Origin of the sequence: Delftia sp. UME58 (genome assembly GCF_014170385.1) — a bacterium.
Taxonomy (GTDB): domain Bacteria; phylum Pseudomonadota; class Gammaproteobacteria; order Burkholderiales; family Burkholderiaceae_C; genus Comamonas; species Comamonas acidovorans.
In genome coordinates, this window is record NZ_LZZV01000055.1 from 94,053 (window position 1) to 108,994 (window position 14,942).

At 64.3% G+C, this 14,942-nt stretch carries 15 protein-coding genes; 7 read left to right on the forward strand and 8 right to left on the reverse strand.

Going from position 1 to position 14,942, the window contains the following annotated elements; all coding sequences use genetic code 11:
• Nucleotides 1-115: 115 nt before the first annotated feature.
• On the reverse strand, nt 116-1,465 hold the full coding sequence (locus A9976_RS15995) for a homoserine dehydrogenase (protein ID WP_183019820.1): 1,350 nt from the start codon (nt 1,463-1,465) through the stop codon (nt 116-118).
• 108 nt (nt 1,466-1,573) lie between these two features.
• Nucleotides 1,574-2,809 (reverse strand): pyridoxal phosphate-dependent aminotransferase, encoded by a 1,236-nt coding sequence (locus A9976_RS16000; protein WP_013801028.1) that lies wholly within the window; start codon nt 2,807-2,809, stop codon nt 1,574-1,576.
• Nucleotides 2,810-2,980: 171 nt separating this feature from the next.
• Between A9976_RS16000 and A9976_RS16005 the strand changes: the two genes are divergently transcribed.
• From A9976_RS16005 to A9976_RS16020, 4 genes are all read left to right on the forward strand, one after another.
• Nucleotides 2,981-3,349 carry an Mth938-like domain-containing protein gene (locus A9976_RS16005; protein WP_017407848.1) on the forward strand — a complete coding sequence of 123 codons (369 nt, stop codon included), beginning with the start codon at nt 2,981-2,983 and terminating at the stop codon, nt 3,347-3,349.
• A gap of 138 nt (nt 3,350-3,487) precedes the next feature.
• Complete coding sequence (locus tag A9976_RS16010) at nt 3,488-3,973, forward strand: peroxiredoxin (protein WP_013801026.1); 486 nt, start codon at nt 3,488-3,490, stop codon at nt 3,971-3,973.
• Between the two features lie 176 nt (nt 3,974-4,149).
• Nucleotides 4,150-5,955 carry a PhoH family protein gene (locus A9976_RS16015; protein ID WP_183019821.1) on the forward strand — a complete coding sequence of 602 codons (1,806 nt, stop codon included), beginning with the start codon at nt 4,150-4,152 and terminating at the stop codon, nt 5,953-5,955.
• A gap of 3 nt (nt 5,956-5,958) precedes the next feature.
• Entirely contained in the window at nt 5,959-6,357 is a 399-nt protein-coding gene (locus A9976_RS16020; RefSeq protein ID WP_183019822.1) for a hypothetical protein, read from the forward strand.
• Nucleotides 6,358-6,430: 73 nt separating this feature from the next.
• On the opposite strand, the gene dnaB is transcribed toward A9976_RS16020, so the two are convergent.
• The 5 genes from dnaB to rpsF all read right to left on the reverse strand — a co-directional run bounded on the left by dnaB (nt 6,431) and on the right by rpsF (nt 9,440).
• A complete protein-coding gene (dnaB, locus tag A9976_RS16025; protein WP_183019823.1) occupies nt 6,431-7,864 on the reverse strand; it encodes a replicative DNA helicase in 1,434 nt (477 codons plus the stop codon).
• Between the two features lie 132 nt (nt 7,865-7,996).
• Complete coding sequence (rplI, locus tag A9976_RS16030) at nt 7,997-8,449, reverse strand: 50S ribosomal protein L9 (protein ID WP_012207025.1); 453 nt, start codon at nt 8,447-8,449, stop codon at nt 7,997-7,999.
• 11 nt (nt 8,450-8,460) lie between these two features.
• Complete coding sequence (rpsR, locus tag A9976_RS16035; protein WP_012207026.1) at nt 8,461-8,742, reverse strand: 30S ribosomal protein S18; 282 nt, start codon at nt 8,740-8,742, stop codon at nt 8,461-8,463.
• 18 nt (nt 8,743-8,760) lie between these two features.
• Complete coding sequence (gene priB, locus A9976_RS16040; protein WP_012207027.1) at nt 8,761-9,051, reverse strand: primosomal replication protein N; 291 nt, start codon at nt 9,049-9,051, stop codon at nt 8,761-8,763.
• A gap of 26 nt (nt 9,052-9,077) precedes the next feature.
• On the reverse strand, nt 9,078-9,440 hold the full coding sequence (gene rpsF / locus A9976_RS16045; RefSeq protein ID WP_183019824.1) for a 30S ribosomal protein S6: 363 nt from the start codon (nt 9,438-9,440) through the stop codon (nt 9,078-9,080).
• Between the two features lie 308 nt (nt 9,441-9,748).
• Between rpsF and grpE the strand changes: the two genes are divergently transcribed.
• The 3 genes from grpE (at nt 9,749) to dnaJ (ending at nt 13,601) form a co-directional block, all read left to right on the forward strand.
• A complete protein-coding gene (gene grpE, locus A9976_RS16050; protein WP_183019825.1) occupies nt 9,749-10,294 on the forward strand; it encodes a nucleotide exchange factor GrpE in 546 nt (181 codons plus the stop codon).
• A 114-nt stretch (nt 10,295-10,408) separates the two neighbouring features.
• Entirely contained in the window at nt 10,409-12,358 is a 1,950-nt protein-coding gene (gene dnaK, locus A9976_RS16055) for a molecular chaperone DnaK (protein ID WP_034396649.1), read from the forward strand.
• Nucleotides 12,359-12,458: 100 nt separating this feature from the next.
• A complete protein-coding gene (gene dnaJ, locus A9976_RS16060; RefSeq protein ID WP_013801020.1) occupies nt 12,459-13,601 on the forward strand; it encodes a molecular chaperone DnaJ in 1,143 nt (380 codons plus the stop codon).
• A gap of 69 nt (nt 13,602-13,670) precedes the next feature.
• Here dnaJ and A9976_RS16065 read toward each other — a convergent pair whose 3' ends face one another.
• Nucleotides 13,671-14,933 carry a tetratricopeptide repeat protein gene (locus A9976_RS16065; protein ID WP_183019826.1) on the reverse strand — a complete coding sequence of 421 codons (1,263 nt, stop codon included), beginning with the start codon at nt 14,931-14,933 and terminating at the stop codon, nt 13,671-13,673.
• Nucleotides 14,934-14,942: the final 9 nt, after the last annotated feature.

Consider the following 14,942-nt stretch of genomic DNA (forward strand, 5'->3'; position numbering starts at 1 on the left):
CGTGGCCCAAGCCGGGGACGCCGAGCAAGGGCCGCCCCGCAGCGAGGGCGTCGTCCCCCTCCCTCGCGAAGCGAGCAGAGAGGGGGAAGGCGCGCAGCGCCTCAGGGGGAGCCTATCAGTTCAACTCTTCCTTGCGGATGCGGTTGATAGGGGCCAGCACCGTGGGCAGTTGCTGGATCTGGGCCAGGGCCGTGTCCATATCGCCTTCGCGCGTGGCATGGGTCAGGATGATCAGGTCGGTCTGCGGCACGCCCTGGCTGCCTTCGCTGTCGCCGCTCACTTCGCCGGCCTCTCGCTGCAGCAGGGCGTCGATGCTGATGCCCATGCCCGCGAGGATGCTGGTGATCTTGGCCAGCACACCGGCTTCGTCGGCCACGCGGATGCGCAGGTAGTAGCTGGTGACCACCTCGCTCATGGGCAGCACGGGCAGTTCGCCACCTGCGGCGACCAGCGTGTTCGACTGGAAGGCCAGCGGAGGCACGCGATGCTCGGGGTCGGCCGTATGCAGGCGGGCGATGTCCACCAGATCGGCGATCACGGCGCTGGCCGTGGGCTCGGAGCCCGCGCCCTTGCCGTAGTACAGCGTGGTGCCCACGGCGTCGCCATGGACGACGACGGCATTCATCGCGCCTTCCACATTGGCGATCAGGCGCTTGGTCGGCACCAGGCTGGGGTGCACGCGCAACTCGATGCCCTTGTCCGTGCGCTTGGTGATGCCCAGCAGCTTGATGCGGTAGCCCAGTTGCTCGGCGTACCTGATGTCGGCCGCAGACAGCTTGGTGATGCCTTCCACATGGGCCTTGTCGAACTGCACGGGAATACCGAAGGCGATGGCGCTCATCAGCGTGACCTTGTGGGCGGCGTCCACGCCTTCGATGTCGAAGGTCGGATCGGCTTCGGCATAGCCCAGGCGCTGGGCTTCCTTGAGCACCACGTCGAAGTCCAGGCCCTTGTCGCGCATCTCGGACAGGATGAAGTTGGTCGTGCCGTTGATGATGCCGGCCACCCACTGGATCTGGTTGGCCGTCAAGCCTTCGCGCAGCGCCTTGATGATGGGGATGCCACCGGCCACGGCCGCTTCGTAGGCCACCATCACGCCCTTCTCGGCAGCGGCCTTGAAGATTTCACTGCCATGCACGGCCAGCAGGGCCTTGTTGGCCGTGACCACATGCTTGCCGGCGGCAATGGCCTCCAGCACCAGGGCCTTGGCAATGCCGTAGCCGCCGATCAGCTCGATCACCACGTCGATCTCGGGGTTGGCGATGATCTCGCGCGCATCGCCGACCACCTTGGCCGTGTCGCCCACGACGGAGCGGGCGCGTTCCGTATCCAGGTCGGCCACCATGGCAATCTCAATACCGCGGCCCGCGCGGCGGCGGATCTCTTCCTGATTGCGCTGCAGCACGTTGAAGGTGCCGCTGCCCACGGTGCCAATGCCCAGAAGGCCTACTTGGATCGGTTTCATAAACTACTTGCCAGTCAAAAAACGCTGCGGCGCCCAGAGGGTGCGCGCCGGCAGCCGGTAAAAAGCAATGGCCGGCGGAAGGCCCTCTCCTCCACCGGCCCGCACAGCTCAGCCGCGGTCCGTGCCGTGGCGCTTGCGGTATTTCTCGAGGAACACTGCGAGACGGCGGATGGCCTCGCGCAGGTCGGTGTCGTGCGGCAGGAAGACGATGCGGAAATGGTCCGGGTGCGGCCAGTTGAAGCCTGTTCCCTGCACCAGCATGACCTTGGTCTCTTGCAGCACTTCCAGGAAGAACGCCTGGTCATCCTTGATCGGGTAGATCTCGGGGTCCAGGCGCGGGAACATGTACAGCGCGGCTTGCGGCTTGACGCAGCTCACGCCGGGGATTTCGGTGATCAGCTTGTGGGCCAGGTCGCGCTGCACGCGCAGCCGGCCGCCCTCCTGCACCAGCTCGTCGATGCTCTGGTGGCCGCCCAGCGCCGTCTGCACGGCCCATTGGCCAGGCACATTGGCACACAGGCGCATGTTGGAGAGCATGTTCAGGCCCTCGATATAGTCCCGGGCCGCTTTCTTGTCGCCCGAGACCACCATCCAGCCGGCGCGGTAGCCGCAGCTGCGATAGGCCTTGGACAGCGAGTTGAAGGTCAGCGTCAGCACATCGGTGGACAGGCTGGCCAGCGGCGTGTGCACCACGTCGTCGTACAGCACCTTGTCATAGACCTCGTCGGCAAAGATCACCAGGCCATGCTCGCGGGCCAGCGCCACGATGCTTTGCAGCAGCTGCTTGCTGTACAGGGCGCCCGTCGGGTTGTTGGGATTGATGACGACGATGCCCTTGGTGCGCGGCGTGATCTTGGCGCGGATGTCGTCCAGGTCGGGCATCCAGCCGTTGGACTCGTCGCACATATAGTGCACGGGCGTGCCGCCCGACAGGCTGGTGACGGCGGTCCACAGCGGATAGTCGGGCGCCGGCAGCAGCATCTCGTCGCCGTCGTCCAGCAGCGCGTTCGTGGCCAGGCTGATCAGCTCGGATGCGCCATTGCCCAGGTAGATATCGTCCAGCGTCACGCCCAGGATGCCCTGGCGCTGGGTCTCGTGCATCACGGCCTTGCGCGCCGCGAAGATGCCCTTGCTGTCCGAGTAGCCTGCCGAATTGGGCAGGTTGCGGATCATGTCCTGCTGCACTTCCTCGGGGGCATCGAAGCCGAACACGGCCAGGTTGCCGATATTGAGCTTGATGATCTTCTGCCCGTCCTCTTCCATCTTCTTCGCCGCGTCCATGATGGGCCCGCGGATGTCATAACAGACGTTGGCTAGTTTTGCGGATTTGAGAACGGTTTTCATGCTGAGAATATGAAAGTGGCCGGCGCGGGCTTGCGGCCTTCATGCACGCCAAAGTGCCCCATGCACCCTGGTGAAACCTATAATTTGACCACAGTTCCGCATTGCAGCATCGCCCTGGCCCCGCCCCATGTGGCGGCCAACCCCATCGCGCAGACCGCGCCACCCTCATCCATGAAATTCCACGCCGACAAATCCGAAGCACAGAGCATCACGGGCTATGGCCCCGGCTGGGTCGCCGTGGACCGGGAAAAGTTCGAACACAGCCTGCTTGTCGGCGCCAAAGGCCTGCGCCAGGCCTGGGACTGTGCCCGCTTCGAAGACCTGACGCCCGAGCATTTCGAGGCCCTGTCCCAGCTGGATGCCGAGGTCATCATCCTGGGCAGCGGCCAACGCAACCGCTTCCCACCGGCCGCCTGGCTGCGCCCCCTCATGGCCCGGCGCATAGGACTGGAAAGCATGGACACGCAGGCCGCGTGTCGCACCTACAACATCCTTGCCAGCGAAGGCCGTAACGTCGTCGCGGCCCTACTCTTGGAGTAGACTCCTGCCCCCCTGATTGGGTGAAATCCCGTTTTCAGGGTAAAATTGCAGGTTGCGGTTGGGGGCATTTCCGATAAAAGCAAAAACACAAACACGGCCCTCGGCATTTCAACGACTACACCCGAGAGATATAAGCGCATGGCGATCGTTGTCAACAAACCCCTTCCCGAATTTGAAGCCAACGCTACCGGCGGGATCAAGGTGACCAACACCTCCCATACGGGCCAGATTCTGATCCTGTATTTCTACCCAAAGGACAATACGCCTGGCTGCACCACTGAAGCCATGCAGTTCCGCGACAAGTACAAGGACTTCGTGAAAGCTGGTGCCACCGTGTTTGGCGTCTCGCGCGACAACATGAAGTCGCACGACGACTTCAAGGAAAAGCTGGAACTGCCGTTCGAGCTCATCGCCGATACGGAAGAAAAGATGTGCCACATGTTCGGCGTGGTCAAGAACAAGATCATGTACGGCAAGAAGGTGAAGGGCATCGAGCGCTCCACCTTCCTGGTGGGCACCGATGGCCTGCTGGTGCAGGAATGGCGCGGCCTGAAGGTCCCCGGCCACGTTGACGAGGTGCTCAAGGCTGTCAAGACCCTGAAGGCACTGAAGCAGGCCGCCTGATAGCAACAATCTGACAGGCGACAAAGCGCCGGCCGACATATTCAGGCCATCGGCCTATGCATAATGGGACGATGCCTCTTAGCAAAGACGCTTTTCCCTGTCACCCCACCAAAGCCGCCTCGGTTTCCAGGCGGCTTTGTGCTTTTTGATCCCTGTTGAGGAACGGTTCGTCCACTATGCCCCTGCCCCCCGCACCCGGCCGCCGTGCCGCCAAGCTCTCCCCCGAAGCCTTTCTTCCCGTGCGCGGTGCCCAGCACGCAGACCCCCTGCCCGCTGACGATCTTCCCGATGCAGCCGAGGCCGCAGCTGCCGCCGCGCCACGCAAGCGCAAGCCAGCTCCCGCCTCCAACAACACCGCCACAGCCGCAAAGCCGGCACCGGCGCGCGGCCGCAATGCCAAGCCCGCATCACCGGCACCAGCTCCTGCGGCCACGACTGCAGCCCCGTCCAGCCGGCAGCGCCGCGCAACCGACAATTCCACCGCAACGGCAGCGCCGTCCAGCACCCGCTCGGCCAACAAGTCGTCCACAGACGCGAAGCCGGCAGCACTGCTGGCAGCACCGGTTCGTCCACGCCGTGCGCGCACGGGACCGAAGACGCTGTTCGTGCTCGACACCAACGTGCTGCTGCACGACCCGACCAGCCTGTTCCGCTTCGAGGAACACGACATCTTCCTGCCCATGGTGGTGCTGGAAGAACTCGACGGCCACAAGAAGGGCATGACCGAAGTGGCGCGCAACGGCCGCCAGGTCAGCCGCACGCTGGATTCGCTGGTCGCCTCCCAGCCCTCCGAGACGCTGGACAAGGGCCTGCCGCTGAATGCCACGGGCCAGCGCAGCGCCACCGGCATGCTGTATTTCCAGACCGAACCGCTGGAGACCTCGCTGCCCGACAGCCTGCCCCAGGGCAAGGCGGACAACCAGATCCTGGGCGTGGTCGCCGCGCTGCGCAAGAAGTTCAGCGAACGCGAAGTCGTGCTGGTGTCCAAGGACATCAACATGCGCGTCAAGGCACGCGCGCTGGGGCTGGCGGCCGAGGACTACCAGAACGACAAGGTACTGGACGACGGCGACCTGCTGTACGCAGGCGCCCTGGCCCTGCCCCAGGACTTCTGGGCCAAGGCCGGCAAGAACGTAGAGAGCTGGCAGGAAGGCGCCATCACCTACTACCGCATCAGCGGCGCCATCGTCGACCAGCTGATGATCAACCAGTTCGTCTACCACGAGGCGCCGGGCGAGCCCAGCCTGTTCATGCGCGTGACCGAGATCCGCGACAAGACGGCCGTGCTCAAGACGCTCAAGGACTTCGGCAACCCCAAGTACGCCGTCTGGGGCGTCACGGCGCGCAACCGCGAACAGAACTTCGCGATGAACCTGCTGATGAACCCGGACATCGACCTGGTCACGCTGACCGGCACGGCCGGCACGGGCAAGACCCTGCTGGCCCTGGCCGCCGGCCTGTCCCAGGTGCTGGACGATCGCCGCTACACCGAGATCATCATGACGCGCGCCACGGTCAGCGTGGGCGAGGACATCGGCTTTCTGCCCGGCACCGAGGAAGAGAAGATGGGCCCCTGGATGGGAGCCCTCGACGACAACCTCGAATTCCTGGCCAAGGGCGATGGCGGCAATGCCGGCGAATGGGGCCGCGCGGCCACCAATGAGCTGATCCGCAGCCGCATCAAGATCAAGAGCATGAACTTCATGCGCGGCCGAACCTTCCTGAACAAGTACGTCATCATTGACGAGGCCCAGAACCTGACACCCAAGCAGATGAAGACCCTGATCACGCGCGCCGGCCCCGGCACCAAGATCATCTGCATGGGCAATCTGGCGCAGATCGATACACCCTACCTGACCGAAGGCTCCTCGGGCCTGACCTACGCCGTGGACCGCTTCAAGGGCTGGCCGCACAGCGGCCACATCACGCTGGCGCGCGGCGAGCGTTCGCGCCTGGCAGACTTCGCCAGCGAGGTGCTCTGAGCCATGGCGATCAGCTGGATCACCGCGTTGAAGCTGGTGCCCTGGGGCGATGTCATCGAGGCCACGCCCCAGGTCGTCAAGGCCGCCAAGAACCTGCTGCGCAAGAAGGACGCTGCGCAGGAGATCGATGCACAGCAGCCTGCGGCCGTCGAGCCGCTGGCACCGCCGCGCTCGGCTGGCGAACAGGCGCTGCAGCTGATCCAGGCCCAGGACGCACGCATCGTGCAACTGGAACAATCCCAGCGCCAGTCGCTGGAGTTGATCGAAAAGCTTGCGGAGCAGAACGCCCAGATCGTGGCCACCGTGGGCGCGCTGCGCACGGGCGCCCAGCGGTTGGCCTGGGCCTGCGCCATCCTCGGCGTCTGCGTGGCGGGCCTGCTGATCCAGGTCTGGCGCATGTAGATCGCCGACCACCCAAAGCAAACGGCCCCTCGGGGCCGTTTTTCATTGCCGGCACAAAGCCTGGGTATACCGGTCAGTACTCGTCGCCGCCACCGTAGCCCACGGCCAGGTTCTCGAAGCGCGTCTGGTTCTTCTGAAAGAACACCTTCACCGTCCCCGTGGGACCGTTACGCTGCTTGCCGATGATGACTTCGGCAATATTGGGCTCCTTGCTGTCCTTGTTGTAGTAGTCATCACGGTAGATGAACATGATGATGTCGGCATCTTGCTCGATGGCGCCCGATTCGCGCAGGTCGGACATCATGGGACGCTTGTCGGTGCGTTGCTCCACCGAGCGGTTGAGCTGGGACAGGGCAATCACCGGGCACTGCAGTTCCTTGGCCAGCATTTTCAGGCCCCGCGAAATCTCGCCCAGCTCGGTCGCGCGGTTGTCGGAACTGGCGGCCGAGCCCGAGCCGCTCATCAGCTGCAGATAGTCCACCACGATCAGGCCCAGCTTGCCGCAGGTGCGCGCCAGGCGCCGCGCATTGGCGCGCAGTTCCGTGGGGGACAGGCCCGGCGTCTCGTCGATGTGCAGGGATACCGTGCGAAGCCGCTCGATGGCCTCCGTCAGGCGCGGCCACTCGTCGTCGTTGAGCTTGCCCGTGCGCAGATTGCCCTGGTTGACGCGACCGATGGAGCCGACGATACGAACCGCCAGCTGGGCCGCGCCCATTTCCATGGAGAAAATGGCGACCGGCAGGCCCTCGTTGAGCGCCACATGCTCGGCGATATTCACCGCAAACGAGGTCTTGCCCATGGAGGGGCGGGCAGCCAGCACCACCAGGTCACCGGCCTGCAGGCCGCTGGTCATGCGGTCCAGATCGACGAAACCCGTGGGCACGCCGGTCACGTCCATGGGGTTGTCGGCCATCTCCTGGACACGGTCCAGCAGGTCCACCACCAGCGTATCTAGCGACTGGAAGCCCTGCTTGTTGCGCGCCCCCTCCTCGCCGATGGCCAGGATCTTCTGCTCGGCCTCGTCCAGGATGCGATCCACCGTCTTGCCCTGCGGATTGAAGGCATTGGTGGCGATGTCGTCGCTGGCGGTCACCAGTTTGCGCAGGATGGAGCGCTCGCGCACGATCTCCGCGTAGCGCCGGATGTTGGTGGCGCTGGGCACGTACTGCGCCAGCTGGTTCAGGTACAGCAGGCCGCCGATTTCCTCGGCCTTGCCCATGCCCTGCAAATGCTCGTAGACCGTGATCACATCGGCCGGCTTGCTGGCATTGATCAGCTTGCCGATGGCCTCGTAGATCAGCTTGTGCTCGTGGCGATAGAAATCCCCGTCCACCAGCAAATCGCCCACGCGATCCCAGGCGTTGTTGTCCAGCAGCAGGCCGCCCAGCACGCTGGACTCGGACTCCATCGAATGCGGCGGCACGCGCAACTGGGCCACCTGCTGGTCGCCAGCGGGCAGCGGTGCGAACGCATCATCGAGATCGAGCGGGGGCATTACGGACGACATGGAATTCCTGGAGATAAGCCCGCCATCGTAGCGGCTGGCAAAAGGCCGCGCCACCCGGCGTCATCGCCCTGGCACGGCAAAGCAAAAAGCCGCCCTAAGGCGGCTTTTTGGTGATACGGGACAAGCCCCGGATCAGGAGTGGTCGCCGTAGACCGACACCGTCACTTCGACGCTGACGTCGGTGTGCAGTGCCACGACCACGGTGGCGTCGCCCACGGTCTTGATGGGACCGTTGACCAGGCGAACTTGCGACTTGGCGACGGCGAAGCCGGCCTTGGTCAGTTCTTCGGCGATGTCGGCGTTTGTCACCGAGCCGAACAGGCGGCCGTCAACGCCGGCCTTCTGGGTCAGCTTGACGTTTACGCCGTTGAGCTTTTCGCCCAGTTGCTGGGCAGCAGCCAGCTTTTCAGCCGCTTGCTTTTCCAGTTCGACGCGCTTGGCTTCGAACTCGGCCTTGGCGGAAGCCGTGGCGCGACGGGCAGCGCCCGTGGGGATCAGGAAGTTGCGGGCGTAGCCGTCCTTGACCTTGACGATATCGCCGAGGCCACCGAGGTTCACAACCTTGTCGAGCAGAATGACTTGCATGGTTGTATTCCTTAGATCTTGTGCTGGTCAGAGTAAGGAACCAGAGCCAGGAAGCGTGCGCGCTTGATGGCCGTGTTCAGCTGACGCTGGTAGATGGCGCGCGTGCCGGTCAGGCGTGCGGGCACGATCTTGCCGTTTTCACCGATGAAGTCACGCAGGGTGTCCACATCCTTGTAGTCGATTTCTTCGACGCCGGCGACGGTGAAGCGGCAGAAGCGCTTGCGCTTGAACAGCAGCGACTGCGTGTTGCGCTTGGGGCGCTTGTCCTTGTTGAATTTCTTGAACGTGGCCATTTCTGGACCTCTTGAAAATTAGTTTTGTTGAATGTCCTGGATGTGGAAAACCAGCAATTTGCCGTTGCGGGGCGTTGCCAGGAAGCCTTGGAACTTCCACTGGCTGCCGAGCGCCTGGCGGGCCAGCTTTTCAGCCAGCGCGCCAAAGGCCACCGCCTTGACAGATGCCGTCACGCTGCGCTCGCTTCCTGCCTCTTTCTGCCGCGACGCATGCTCGAGTCGCAGTTCAAGGGCTGGCAGCCCTGCCGGCGTATAGCGCAGTGCTTGAAGCTCTGCGATAGCGGCCGTCAGTGCAACGTGGTTCTCCACTCCTTCAGGTTCTGAAAGGGCTGGGCTCAGGCCTGTTCGGTCTGGCTGGCCTTGCGGGCCTCTTCACGCTCGACGGTCTTCATCATCGAGGAAGGAGCCGTATCGGCCTTCTTCTTCTGAACCGTCAGGTGACGCAGCACGGCATCGTTGAACTTGAAGGCATGCTCCAGCTCAGCCATCACAGCCAGGTCGGCTTCGATGTTCAGGCACAGGTAGTGGGCCTTGGCGAGCTTGTTGATCATGTAGGCCAGTTGGCGACGACCCCAGTCTTCTTCGCGATGGACCTTGCCACCGCCAGCGGTGATCATGCCCTTGTAGCGTTCCAGCATGGCGGGAACCTGCTCGCTCTGATCCGGGTGGATCAACAAAACGATTTCGTAATGACGCATATCGACTCCTTTTGGGAAAACGCCGCCCACTGCGTCTTGTAGCGGTGCGGCAAGGCAAAGCATTGGATTCTAGCGCAGCCCTCTTCCATCTGTACACTGCGCACTGCCCGAGACCCCGGATTGGTGTGGGGGCTTTTGCCCCTTCGCCCGGCTTTTGCCCCCACCGTGTGCACCTGCAGTGCGCATGCACCGGCACAAAGCCCTTGAAAATACACCGATCCGCTCGCATCTCGATTCAAGATCGTGCAATCGCCAAGCCTGGCCTCCAGCACGGCGATCCTTTTGTTTTGTAGCTGAAGTCTCCAACCATGTCCGAACAAAACTCCAACCCCTTTCAAGACGCAGCCCCGGAAGAAATCGAAGCCGCCATGGCGGCCAGCGCCGCCGACGAGCTGCAGCGCCTGCAGGCCGAGCTGGCCGAACTCAAGGCCAAAAGCGCCGAGCTGGCCGACCAGTTCCTGCGCGCCAAGGCCGAGGCAGAGAATGTGCGCCGCCGCGCGGACGATGAAGTCTCCAAGGCCCGCAAGTTCGGCATCGAAAGCTTTGCCGAAAGCCTGCTGCCCGTCTGCGACAGCCTGGATGCCGCACTGGCCATCCAGCAGGCCACGCCGGAGCAATTGCGCGAAGGCGCCGACGCCACGCTGCGCCAGCTGACCTCGGCCCTGGAGCGCAACAAGGTCGTGACCATCAACCCGGCAGCCGGCGAGAAATTCGACCCCAACCTGCACCAGGCCATCAGCATGGTGCCTGCGCAGCAGGAAGCCAATACCGTGGTGTCGGTGCTGCAAAAGGGCTACCTGATTGCCGACCGTATCCTGCGCCCGGCCCTCGTGACCGTGGCCCAGCCCCAGTAAGCATGCGCTCACGGCAGCGCTGACAAAAAAGGGGCAAAGCCCCTTGAAGCTGCGCGAGCCGGCCACAAGTTAGCAGTCATTCAAACATTTCACAGAACGCGGAGAGAACTCAAAATGGGAAAAATCATCGGTATTGACCTGGGCACCACCAACAGCTGCGTGGCCATCATGGACGGCAACACCACGCGCGTGATCGAGAACAGCGAAGGTGCACGCACCACGCCTTCGATCATTGCCTACCAGGAAGACGGCGAGATCCTCGTCGGCGCCTCGGCCAAGCGCCAGGCCGTCACCAACCCCCGCAACACCATCTACGCCGCCAAGCGCCTGATCGGCCGCAAGTTCGACGAGAAGGAAGTGCAAAAGGACATCGACCTGATGCCCTACACCATCTCGCGCGCCGACAACGGCGACGCCTGGGTGGAAGTGCGCGGCCAGAAGCTGGCCCCGCCGCAGATTTCCGCCGAAGTGCTGCGCAAGATGAAGAAGACCGCCGAGGACTACCTGGGCGAGCCCGTGACCGAGGCCGTGATCACCGTGCCCGCGTACTTCAACGACGCCCAGCGCCAGGCCACCAAGGATGCAGGCCGCATCGCCGGCCTGGAAGTCAAGCGCATCATCAACGAGCCCACGGCAGCTGCGCTGGCCTTCGGCCTGGACAAGATCGACAAGGGCGACCGCAAGATCGCGGTGTATGACCTGGGCGGCGGCACGTTTGACGTGTCCATCATCGAAATCGCCGACGTGGACGGCGAAAAGCAGTTCGAAGTGCTGTCCACCAACGGCGACACCTTCCTGGGCGGCGAAGACTTCGACCAGCGCATCATCGACTACATCATCACCGAGTTCAAGAAGGACCAAGGTGTTGATCTGGCCAAGGACGTGCTGGCCCTGCAGCGCCTGAAGGAAGCCGCCGAGAAGGCCAAGATCGAACTGTCCAACTCGGCCCAGACCGACATCAACCTGCCCTACATCACGGCCGATGCCTCGGGCCCCAAGCACCTGAACATCAAGCTGACCCGCTCCAAGCTGGAGAGCCTGGTCGAAGACCTGATCGAGCGCACCATTGCGCCCTGCCGCACGGCCATCAAGGACGCAGGCGTGTCCGTGTCCGACATCGATGACGTGATCCTGGTCGGCGGCATGTCCCGCATGCCCAAGGTGCAGGAGAAGGTCAAGGAATTCTTCGGCAAGGAACCCCGCAAGGACGTGAACCCTGACGAAGCCGTGGCCGTGGGCGCCGCCGTGCAGGGCCAGGTTCTGTCGGGTGACCGCAAGGACGTGCTGCTGCTGGACGTGACGCCGCTGTCGCTGGGCATCGAGACGCTGGGTGGCGTGATGACCAAGATGATCACCAAGAACACGACCATCCCGACGAAGTTCGCGCAGACCTTCTCGACGGCCGACGACAACCAGCCGGCCGTGACCATCAAGGTGTTCCAGGGTGAGCGCGAGATGGCTTCGGGCAACAAGATGCTGGGCGAGTTCAACCTCGAAGGCATTCCGCCCGCAGCGCGCGGCGTGCCGCAGATCGAAGTGGCCTTTGACATCGACGCCAACGGCATCCTGAACGTGTCCGCCAAGGACAAGGCCTCGGGCAAGGAAAACAAGATCACCATCAAGGCGAACTCGGGCCTGTCCGAGGACGAGATCCAGAAGATGGTGAAGGACGCCGAGCTGAACGCGGCCGACGACAAGAAGAAGCTGGAACTGGTCCAGGCCCGCAACCAGGGCGAAGCTGCCGTGCACAGCGTCAAGAAGAGCCTGGGCGAGCATGGCGACAAGCTCGACGCTGGCGAGAAGACCGCCATCGAGAGCGCCGTCAAGGACCTGGAAGAGGCCCTGAAGGGCGAGGACAAGGACGCCATCGACGCCAAGACCACGGCGCTGATGACGGCCAGCCAGAAGCTCGGCGAGAAGATGTACGCCGATGCGCAGGCAGCCGGCGGCCCCGAGGCAGCAGCCGCCGCCGCAGCGGCCGGTGCAGCAGGCGCCTCGGCCGGTGCAGCAGCCGCGGACGACAACGTCGTTGACGCCGAAGTCAAGGAAGTCAAGAAGGACTGAACCCAGCGCGTGGTCCCTTGACGACCGCTTGCCGCCGCGCTCGGCCCTGCCAAGGGGCTGACGCGGCGTTCCTGTTCTCACTGACTGGCTAGCAAACACCATGTCCAAACGCGATTTTTACGAGGTCCTCGGCGTTGCCAAGAACGCCTCGGACGACGACATCAAGAAGGCTTATCGCAAGCTGGCGATGAAGTACCACCCTGACCGCAATCAGGGGGATGCCGCAAGCGGGGCGGAAGAGAAATTCAAGGAGGCCAAGGAGGCCTACGAGATGCTCTCCGACAGCAACAAGCGCGCGGCCTACGACCAGTACGGCCATGCAGGCGTGGACCCCAACCGCGGCATGGGCGGCGGCGCCGAAGGCTTTGGTGGCTTTGCCGAAGCCTTTGGCGACATCTTTGGCGACATGTTCAACCAGGGTGGCGGCAGACGCGGCGGCGCCGGTGGCGGCCGCCAGGTCTACCGCGGCAACGATCTCAGCTACGCCATGGAGATCACGCTGGAGGAAGCCGCCCACGGCAAGGATGCGCAGATCCGCATCCCCAGCTGGGATGGCTGCGACACCTGCCACGGCAGCGGAGCCAAGCCCGGCACCAGCGCCAAGACCTGCACCACCTGCAACGGCATGGGCAGCGTGCAGATGCGCCAGGGCTTCTTCAGCGTGCAGCAGACCTGCCCGCATTGCCGGGGCACGGGCAAGATCATTCCCGAGCCCTGCACCAGCTGCGGCGGCCAGGGCAAGGTCAAGCGCCAGAAGACACTGGAAGTGAAGATTCCAGCCGGCATCGACGACGGCATGCGCATCCGCTCCTCCGGCAATGGCGAGCCCGGCACGAATGGCGGGCCTGCGGGCGATCTCTACATCGAGATCCGCATCAAGGACCACGACATCTTCGAGCGCGACGGCGACGACCTGCACTGCAACGTGCCCGTGAGCTTCATCACGGCGGCGCTCGGCGGCGAGATCGAGGTGCCCACCCTGTCGGGCAAGGCGGCCATCGACATCCCCGAAGGCACCCAGGCCGGCAAGCAGTTCCGCCTGCGCGGCAAGGGCATCAAGGGCGTGCGCTCCAGCTATCCCGGCGACCTGTACTGCCACATCGTGGTCGAGACGCCCGTCAAGCTGACCGAGTACCAGCGCAAGCTGCTGCGCGAGCTGGAGGAATCGCTCAAGAAGGGCGGCGCCAAGCATTCGCCCAGCGGCGAGAGCTGGACCGACAGGCTCAAGAGCTTCTTCAGCTGATGCAGCACTGAGCCCCCAACAAAAACGCCTCTTCCGAGGCGTTTTTCATTGGTGCATGCTCAACAGGACTCAGGGTGCGGGCTTGGCCTTCCAGGCCGCCGCCTGGCGCTCGGTACGCGCACGCTCGGCCGCACTCAGCGGCTGTGCCATGCTGTCACGCTTGGCGGCCAGAGAGCTGTCCCTGCCCGCCGCCAGCAGCATCCAGAAATAGGCCTGGGACGGGCTGCGCCCCACGCCCTTGCCCGAGGCATAAAGGCTGGCGAGATTGGACTGCGCCAGCGCATCGCCCTGCTGGGCGGCACGCTCCAGCCAGCGCGCGGCCTGCTCGTCGCTGGCGGGCACGCCCTGGCCATTGGCATACAGAACGCCGAGGTTGGACTGGGCTGCGGCATTGCCCTGCTCGGCCGCCTTCTCCAGCCAGCGGGCGGCCTGCGCCATGTCGCGATCGACCACGCCACCCTCGGCATAGAGCATGCCGGCATTGAATTGCGCATCGACATGGCCCTGGCCTGCCGCCGCCACAAACCAGCGCAGCGCCTGCGCCACGTCCTCGGCCACGCCCCGCCCCGTGGCATACATCACGCCCAGGCTGTACTGGCCGGCCGCTTCACCTTGCTCGGCCGAGCGCTGGAACCACTGCACGGCCTGCGCGGGGTCCTTGGCAGCTCCGCGCCCCTCGGCCAGCATCAGGCCCAGGTTGTTCTGGGCCACGGCATCGCCCTGCTCGGCAGCCTTGCGATACCACTGCACGGCCTGGGCATCGTCGCGCGCCACGCCACGGCCATTCGCATACATCAACCCCAGGTCGGACTGGGCTGGCGCATAGCCCTGCTGCGCCGACTTCTCATACCACTGGGCCGCCGTCTCGGCACTCAGGGCAACGCCCTGGCCGCGCTTGTACAGCGAACCCAGCGCGTACTGGGCGCTGGCCTCGCCCTGCTCGGCATGCTGGTGCAGCGCTGCAAGCTCGGCCGCGCTCAGGCCGGGCTCGCCCTTGGGCGCATGGCCCACTACGGCTGCGGCAGTTCCGGCCGCAACGGCCCCTGCCGCCACGCCAGCGGCGGCGGCCTTGGCTGGCGCATTGCGGGTTGGAGAGGGCGCCGACTTGCCCCCGGTCTTGACGGCGGCCTTGCCCGCTGGCCTGGCTGCCGCTTTGGCTGCAGGTCTGGCTGCAGGTTTGGCCGGTGCCTTCGCACCGCTCCTGGCCGTGTTCTTCGCTGGGGGCTGCGGCTTGGCAGACGCCGGGACGGCCATGCAGGACAGGGCTGCGGCCAGCAGCAATGACAGCCCTGCAGGCAGGGCTCGCAGGCCCGTCGGATATCGATCGTTCATATGCTCTTA